Origin of the sequence: Sedimentibacter sp. (assembly GCF_033447055.1) — a bacterium.
Taxonomy (GTDB): domain Bacteria; phylum Bacillota; class Clostridia; order Tissierellales; family Sedimentibacteraceae; genus Sedimentibacter.
Window position 1 is genome coordinate 33,366 of sequence record NZ_JAWQJF010000109.1, and the last position, 7,403, is coordinate 40,768.

Annotated in this window: 7 protein-coding genes; 4 read left to right on the top strand and 3 right to left on the bottom strand. The window is 32.5% G+C overall.

What is annotated here, in order from left to right:
- Nucleotides 1–134: 134 nt before the first annotated feature.
- The 3 genes from SA378_RS07450 to SA378_RS07460 all read right to left on the bottom strand — a co-directional run bounded on the left by SA378_RS07450 (nt 135) and on the right by SA378_RS07460 (nt 2,691).
- Nucleotides 135–791: a 3-oxoacid CoA-transferase subunit B gene (locus tag SA378_RS07450; RefSeq protein WP_318525357.1), complete on the bottom strand. Its 657-nt coding sequence runs from the start codon at nt 789–791 to the stop codon at nt 135–137.
- Nucleotides 791–1,444 (bottom strand): CoA transferase subunit A, encoded by a 654-nt coding sequence (locus SA378_RS07455; protein ID WP_318525363.1) that lies wholly within the window; start codon nt 1,442–1,444, stop codon nt 791–793. Before SA378_RS07455 ends, SA378_RS07450 begins: the two co-directional genes overlap by 1 nt.
- Before the next feature lie 68 nt (nt 1,445–1,512).
- A complete protein-coding gene (locus SA378_RS07460; RefSeq protein WP_318525358.1) occupies nt 1,513–2,691 on the bottom strand; it encodes an acetyl-CoA C-acetyltransferase in 1,179 nt (392 codons plus the stop codon).
- A 293-nt stretch (nt 2,692–2,984) separates the two neighbouring features.
- On the opposite strand from SA378_RS07460, the gene SA378_RS07465 reads away from it, so the two are divergent.
- The 4 genes from SA378_RS07465 to SA378_RS07480 all read left to right on the top strand — a co-directional run.
- A complete protein-coding gene (locus SA378_RS07465; protein WP_318525359.1) occupies nt 2,985–4,679 on the top strand; it encodes a sigma-54 interaction domain-containing protein in 1,695 nt (564 codons plus the stop codon).
- Nucleotides 4,680–4,776: 97 nt separating this feature from the next.
- Nucleotides 4,777–4,977: a CLC_0170 family protein gene (locus tag SA378_RS07470; protein ID WP_318525360.1), complete on the top strand. Its 201-nt coding sequence runs from the start codon at nt 4,777–4,779 to the stop codon at nt 4,975–4,977.
- An 8-nt stretch (nt 4,978–4,985) separates the two neighbouring features.
- The gene (locus tag SA378_RS07475; RefSeq protein WP_318525361.1) at nt 4,986–6,491 is read left to right on the top strand and encodes a spore germination protein; all 1,506 of its coding nucleotides are present in this window, start codon (nt 4,986–4,988) and stop codon (nt 6,489–6,491) included.
- Nucleotides 6,492–7,403 (top strand): endospore germination permease (locus tag SA378_RS07480; RefSeq protein ID WP_318525362.1); only part of this gene is annotated, 912 nt, incomplete at its 3' end. It abuts the gene before it with no gap.

Below are 7,403 nucleotides of genomic sequence, written 5' to 3' on the forward strand. Positions count from 1 at the left end.
TCAGATGACATAAATGGGGTTTGTCAATAGTCTGATAAATTTACCTGTTTTTTTGTTTGGCATTAATTGTTGCACTGAAGTTTTTTAAATAGTGCATAAAAAAAAGGATATTTTCATATCCTTTTTGAATTTTATTAATTTGCAAAATTATACTTTTTTAAGTTTGGAGATACTATTACATTAGCATCTGTTGCAGCAATAACTTCTTCAACAGTAGCATCAGGTCCTAGTTCTTCAAGAACAAAACCTTCTTTAGTAACTCTTAAAAGAGCCATTTCAGTTACTATTATATTAACCTGTTCTTTTGCAGTTAATGGAAGAGTACATTGTTTCAATATCTTTGGTTTGCCTTTTTGAGTGTGTACCATAGCAATTATAACTGTGTTAGCTCCAACAACAAGATCCATTGCTCCACCCATGCCAGGGACCATTTTACCCGGTATTTTCCAGTTAGCCAGATTACCTTTTTCATCTACTTCCATTGCACCCAGTACAGTCGCATCAACATGTCCACCACGAATTATACCAAATGATGTAGCACTGTCAAAGAACATTCCTCCCGGAACAATTGATGAAGGCATTCCTCCTGCATTTACAAGTTCCCAATCTTCTTGTCCTTGTGCTGGAGCAGGGCCCAATCCAAGTAACCCATTTTCTGACTGGAATGTTATATCTATATCTTCTGGAATATAATTTGCAACCATGGTAGGAAGACCGATTCCTAAATTTACAACGTCTCCATCTTTTAATAACTGTGCGACTCTTCTTGCGATTATTTCTTTAACATCCATTATTTGTCACCTCCAACAATATAGTCAACAAAAATTCCTGAACACATAACATGTTCCGGATCGATTTCCCCGACTTCTACTATTTTATCTGCTTCAACAATTACAACATCTGCTGCTGTTGCCATTAAAGGATTAAAGTTTTTAGTTGTTTTAACAAAAAACATATTTCCTTTTTTATCAACAACTGAAGCTTTTAACAATGCGATGTCAGCTTTTAAAGGGAGTTCGAAAATATATTCTTTTCCATTAATAATTTTCTTTTCTTTTCCTATTTCCGCTTCTGTACCAACTCCGGTAGGTGTGTAGAAACCTCCGAGTCCGTTTCCTCCACATCTGATTTTCTCAGCTAATGTTCCCTGAGGAATTAATACAACCTCAGTTTCTCCTGAATTCATCTGATTAGCAGTTTCAGGATTTGTTCCAATGTGAGAAGCAATTAATTTTTTAAATTGCTTATTCACAACCATTTTTCCAACACCCTTATCAGGAAAACCGGTATCATTGCATATAAGGGTTAAATTTTTAACATTCCTTTCCACAAGTGCATCTACTAAACGGTCTGGAGTTCCATTTGCAAGAAATCCTCCAACCATCACACTCATACCTTCTTGTAATTTTTCAGCTGCTTCTTTAATAGAAATGATTTTATTTATCAAGATTATCATCCTTTCAATTTATAGTTTACATTAATTTATATAGGGGAGGGTAATCCCTCCCGAATTTATCTTTGTATTAACATTGATGTTCCCATTCCGCCGCCAATACATAATGTTGCAAGACCTTTTTTAGAATCTCTTTTTTGCATTTCATATATTAACGAAACAAGAATTCTTGCTCCTGAAGCTCCTATTGGATGGCCAAGGGCAATAGCGCCACTATTAACATTAGTTATTTCTTCTTTTAAACCAAGGTCGCGTGTTACAGCTATTGTTTGAGATGCAAAAGCTTCATTTGCTTCTATTAAATCTAAATCGTCAATTGTCCAGCCTGCCTTGGATAATGTTTTTAATGTTGCAGGTATAGGACCTAACCCCATTACTGAAGGATCAACTCCTGCTGAGCCATATGCGATTACTTCACATAAATATTTTATTCCAAGTTCATCAGCTTTTTCCTTGCTCATTACGATAAAAGCGGCAGCGCCGTCATTTATGCCTGAAGCATTACCTGCTGTAACAGTGCCATCTTTTCTAAATGCTGGTTTTAATTTTGCCATTTTATCTAGTGTAGATCCATGTCTTGGGAATTCGTCTTGATCAATTATAACAGGATCACCTTTTTTCTGAGGTATCACAACAGGTACTATTTCATCAGCAAATCTTCCTGATTTTTGAGCTTCTTCTGCTCTGTTTTGACTTTGAACAGCTATTCTGTCTTGTTCTTCTCTTGTTATTCCATATTGTTCTGCTATATTTTCAGCAGTAATTCCCATGTGGTATTGATTAAATACATCTGTCAAACCATCATAAACCATGTAGTCAACGATTTTTCCATCGCCCATTCTTTGACCCCATCTTGTTTTAGGTAAAAGATACGGAGCATTAGTCATGCTTTCGGTTCCTCCGCAAAGAATTATGTCACATTGGTCACTTTCTATAAATTGTGCAGCCATGCTCACAGCTCTTAAGCCAGAGCCGCAAACCATGTTTATAGTGAGTGCTGGAATTTCTACAGGAACCCCTACTCCTATGGAAATTTGTCTTGAAACATTTTGTCCCAATCCTGCTCCAAGAACATTGCCAAAATAAACTTCTTCAATCATTGATGGTTCGATTCCTGCTCTTTTAATTGCTTCTTTTGCTGCAACCACGCCCAAATCTACTGCTGATAATGGTGATAAAGTACCACCAAAAGAACCGATTGGAGTTCTTGCTGCAGATACAATAACTGCTTTTTTCATAAATTTGCCTCCTAAATTTAATATAAATAATCAATTGCATTTTTCGTGCCAAAAAATTTATATGCAATAAATTATTAATATTTCAATAAATAAAGATGCTAAAATAATTAAACGGCATTTTTTATATGCAAAAATGCATATGAAATTAAGATATACATTGCAAAAATGCATATTCCATATTATAATAGTATATGCATTTTTGTAATATATATTATTAATGCTTAGTTAAAATATACCATATTGTAAAAAAAATATCAATTAAAATTTTAAATATATTATTCATAGGGGGATAAATGGAGTCGAAAATCATTGATTTAAACGTGGGATTTGTTATAACTGATGATAAATTCAATGTTTTATATCGTAATAAATATTTTAAAACAAATATATGCAAAAATAGTGAAGATATATTAAATAAAAAAATAACAATTTTTTTTCAAGATATTAAAGTTGATAATGAAGAATTTTATCCGGTAAAATACGCGGATAACTCTGTGTATTTTGTTTTGCATAATAAGCTAAATCTTAACAACAAAGACCTTTACATATTTTTTTTCTGTGACTTTTCCATAGGTAATGAATTAGAAAAACAAATTGTAAGATTAAGCAGTCAGCAATACTTGTACAATGAAATGTTAAATAAATTGAATGACGGAATTTACATAACGGATGAAGAAGGAACAACTACATTTGTCAATGATGCTTTTTTAAATTTATCAGGATTAACAAGAGAACAAATTATTGGAAAAACTGTTTATAATTTAAGAAAATTAAATATTTTGCCGAATTCATGCTGTGCAAAAGTAATTGAAGCAAATGGGCCTGTTTCAACAATAAATAATTATTACAAAGGTCAAAGATGTTTAGTATCAGGTTCTCCTATATTTGATGAGAAAGGCAGATTGGCAAAAACCATTGCTGTAATAAGGGACGTGTCTGAACTTGATGTTTTAATGAAAAATATAGCTAAAGAAAAAAATTTATTTATTGAAAACAATGACTCCGATGTAAAAGTCATGGAAGGTAATAAAGAACCGGTTATTGTATTCAATAATGAAAAAATGAAAAATATTTATGGAAGGGCTAAAAAAATCGCGAATGTGGACAGCACAATTTTAATTCTAGGAGAAACTGGGGTTGGAAAAGATTTTATTGCATCATATATTCATAGCATAAGCAATCGTAAAAATGGCAAGTTTATTAAAATAAATTGCAGCGCTGTTCCTGAACATCTTTTGGAATCAGAATTTTTTGGCTATGAAGAAGGTGCTTTTACCGGTGCACAAAAAGGAGGTAAAAAAGGACTTTTTGAACAAGCCAACGGTGGAGTTTTATACTTAGATGAAATAGGAGACATGCCTTATACACTGCAAGTTAAACTTTTAAGTGCTTTAAATGATAGGATGTTTTACAGAATTGGAGGTACAACAGCTGTAGAATTTAATGCACGTATTATTGCTGCAACTAATGTAGATTTAAAACATCTTGTTGAAGAAAAAAAATTCAGAGCTGATTTATATTACAGATTAAATGTTGTAACTTTTGTTATTCCTCCTTTAAGATACAGAAAAGAAGACGTTATACCCCTTGCTCAGCAATTTATTGAATATTACAACAATAAGTATGGCAAGAATTGTTATTTTACTGCAAATTGCCTTGAACATTTTTTAGTATATGATTGGCCGGGAAATATAAGAGAACTGAAAAACATAATAGAACGTTTAGTGCTTATGACTGATGAAGCTTTCATTGATACAAATTTATTCACAGAGAATTTAATGCTTTATGAGACAGGTAGCGATGCAGCAAACAACAATATATTTTTAATCGACAATAAAACATTAAAAGACAAAATAGATGATTATGAAAAAGAGATAATTGAAACAACATTAGCTGTTTCAAAGAATTTGAAAGAAGCAGCAGGAAGACTGGGGATAGACATATCAACATTAGTAAGGAAAAAACAAAAATATAATTTAAATAATTAACTTTTATGACCGCGCAAGCGGTTATTTTTTTTATAATGAATAAAAAACCTAAAAATGCAAATATTACTAATAGTGTGTTACAAGCATAGGAGGGGTTATGTATTTTATAAATGATTTAAAGCACATAATAAACAATGATATAATAATAATTTTTTTAGTTATAAGTTATATTTTAATTTTTAATACCAGCAAGGAGCTTAAGCGCAACAATTATCACATAGATTATAAAATAGTTAAGACTACTGGGGTATTATACGGGATACTTGCTCTTGCTGCTGTAGTGGCAATATATATATAGGTGATGAAATGAGTGAAAATAAACAAAAAATACAAAGAAAAATTGAAACTGACATAAGCAAAAATGAATCAGCATTAAGAGAAGTATTTGAAAATGCAAATGATATAGTTTTCAGAAAATTGGAGGGCGGTCAAAACCATAAGTTAAAAATGCTTATTGTTTACGTGGATGGAATGACCACAAAAGAAGCAATAAGCGAATATGCAATTGAGAAGCTTTTATTGAACCTAGATTTAGAAAAGCTTGAAAACAGTCCTGACAGCGAGCTGCAAAATGCAATAATAAAAACGAGCATAGCAATTTCAGAAGTGCAATCTCTTATGACTATTGAAGAGTGCGTTGACAAAATACTTTCAGGTGAAACGGTGCTTCTTTTAGATACTTGTTCAAAGGGAATAATGCTTGCTTCAAGAGGATGGCCAATGAGAGGCATTCAAGAACCATCCGCAGAAACACTTATCAGAGGTGCGAGAGATGGTTTTAATGAAACAATGAAAGTCAACATCACACTTATAAGAAGGAGAATTAGAGATCCAAAACTTAAGGTTAAATATACCCAGGTAGGGAGCAGATCAAAAACAGACATTGCAATATTATATATAGAAGATTTAGTAAATAAAACAGTATTGGATACAGTGGAAAAAAGAATAAAAAACATTGATATTGAAGCTATTTTAGAAAGTTCGTACATCGAAGAAATGATAGAAGACGATAGTTATTCGCTTTTTCCTCAAATTGAAAACACAGAAAGGCCAGATGCAGCGGCATCAGCGTTGTTAGAAGGCAGAGTTGTAATAACAGTTGACAATACACCATCAGTTCTGATTGCCCCTGCAATTTTTGTTTCCTTTATGCAATCCTCGGAGGATTATTATGAAAGATGGTTGCCATCCTGCGTCACACGATTGATAAGATATTTGGCGTTGCCTATTGTAATGCTTCTTCCTGCTTTGTATGTAGCGGTTACTCAGTTTCATCCTAATATGCTGCCTACCCAGCTTGCCCTTTATGTTGCCGCCTCCAGAGCAAATGTTCCTTTTCCTCCTTATTTTGAGGCGCTTCTCATGGAACTTGTTATAGAGCTTGTAAGGGAAGCTTCACTTAGAATTACAAGTCCTGTTGGTTCAACTATAGGGCTTGTAGGAGGCTTGGTAATAGGACAGTCATCAGTTGAAGCAGGGTTGATTACGCCCTTAGCTGTAATTATTGTAGCTTTAACGGCTATAGCTTCCTTTACTATTCCAAGCTATAATTTCAGCGCATCTTTAAGAATGATAAGATTTGCATTTATCATACTTGCTGCTACTTTTGGATTGTTTGGCATATCAATTGGATTATGTATTTTAATAATTCATCTTTGCACATTAAAAAGCTGCGGCGTACCATATATGACGCCATTTTCAAATTTCATTGAAAGCAGAAAAGATTTAAAGGATACAATCGTAAGACCAAAAATCAAAGATATGGTTCATAAGCCCAGATATTTACAAATAGAAAAAGAGAAAGGAAAATAAATGTTTAATCAGGATATTACCCCATATCAAAATATATCGATTTTAATATTGATTTCATTTGCTTTTCAATCAATGCTCATGCCAATAATATTGTCTGAAATTGATGGACCTGTTGGATGGATTTCAATTGCAATAGCTGCATTACTTTTGTACTTGGTTTTGAAGCCAATAAATAAAGTGATGACAAAATACAATGAAGATACAATAATAACCATTTCCAACAAATTATTTCCAAAAGCAATTTCAAAATTTATTGGATTGTACTACATACTGATGTTTTTATTATCAAACAGCCTGCTCATGAAGGATTTTGCTGAACAGATTAAACTTATGATGCTTTTTAGAACGCCCATAAGCACAATTATTATTGTAATTCTTTTGATAGCTGGATATGCTGCCAAAAAAGGAATACAGTCAATAGCCAACATTACCAATATAGCTGTTATAGTAGCACTGATACCTTATTTGCTGATAATAATTTTTTCTACGTATTATGCAGATTACACAAATATATTTCCCATTTATCCAGCTGATGTGCAAGGTGTAGTAAAATCAGTTCCAATTGCACTTCTTGGATTCTTCGGTTCATCAGTACTATTGTTTTCAAATAGCAAGGTATCAATAAAAGAAAAAAACATAATGATAAATAAAAGATTTATTATGATCAGCACAATTATTTATGTTGCATGTTATTTACTAATTATCGTAAAGTTTGGAATGAAAGAAGCTGTCAATATGGTATGGCCCTTTATATCTATTATGAAATTTGTAAATATACCTGGTTTTTTCTTTGAGAGTACAGAAATAGTTGGCCTTTGCTTTCAAATTATTGTAACTTTTACTTGTATTTGCATACTTGCATATTTTACAAATCTTGCAATGCAGGAAACTTTTAAAACAAGAGAAAACGGA

Excerpts from the sequence above, each read along its gene's own strand:
- SA378_RS07470 (WP_318525360.1), top strand. The coding sequence starts at position 4,777 with ATGTATTTTATAAATGATTTAAAGCACATAATAAACAATGATATAATA.
- SA378_RS07465 (WP_318525359.1), top strand. The coding sequence starts at position 2,985 with ATGGAGTCGAAAATCATTGATTTAAACGTGGGATTTGTTATAACTGAT.
- SA378_RS07460 (WP_318525358.1), bottom strand. The coding sequence starts at position 2,691 with ATGAAAAAAGCAGTTATTGTATCTGCAGCAAGAACTCCAATCGGTTCT.
- SA378_RS07475 (WP_318525361.1), top strand. The coding sequence starts at position 4,986 with ATGAGTGAAAATAAACAAAAAATACAAAGAAAAATTGAAACTGACATA.
- SA378_RS07450 (WP_318525357.1), bottom strand. The coding sequence starts at position 791 with ATGGATGTTAAAGAAATAATCGCAAGAAGAGTCGCACAGTTATTAAAA.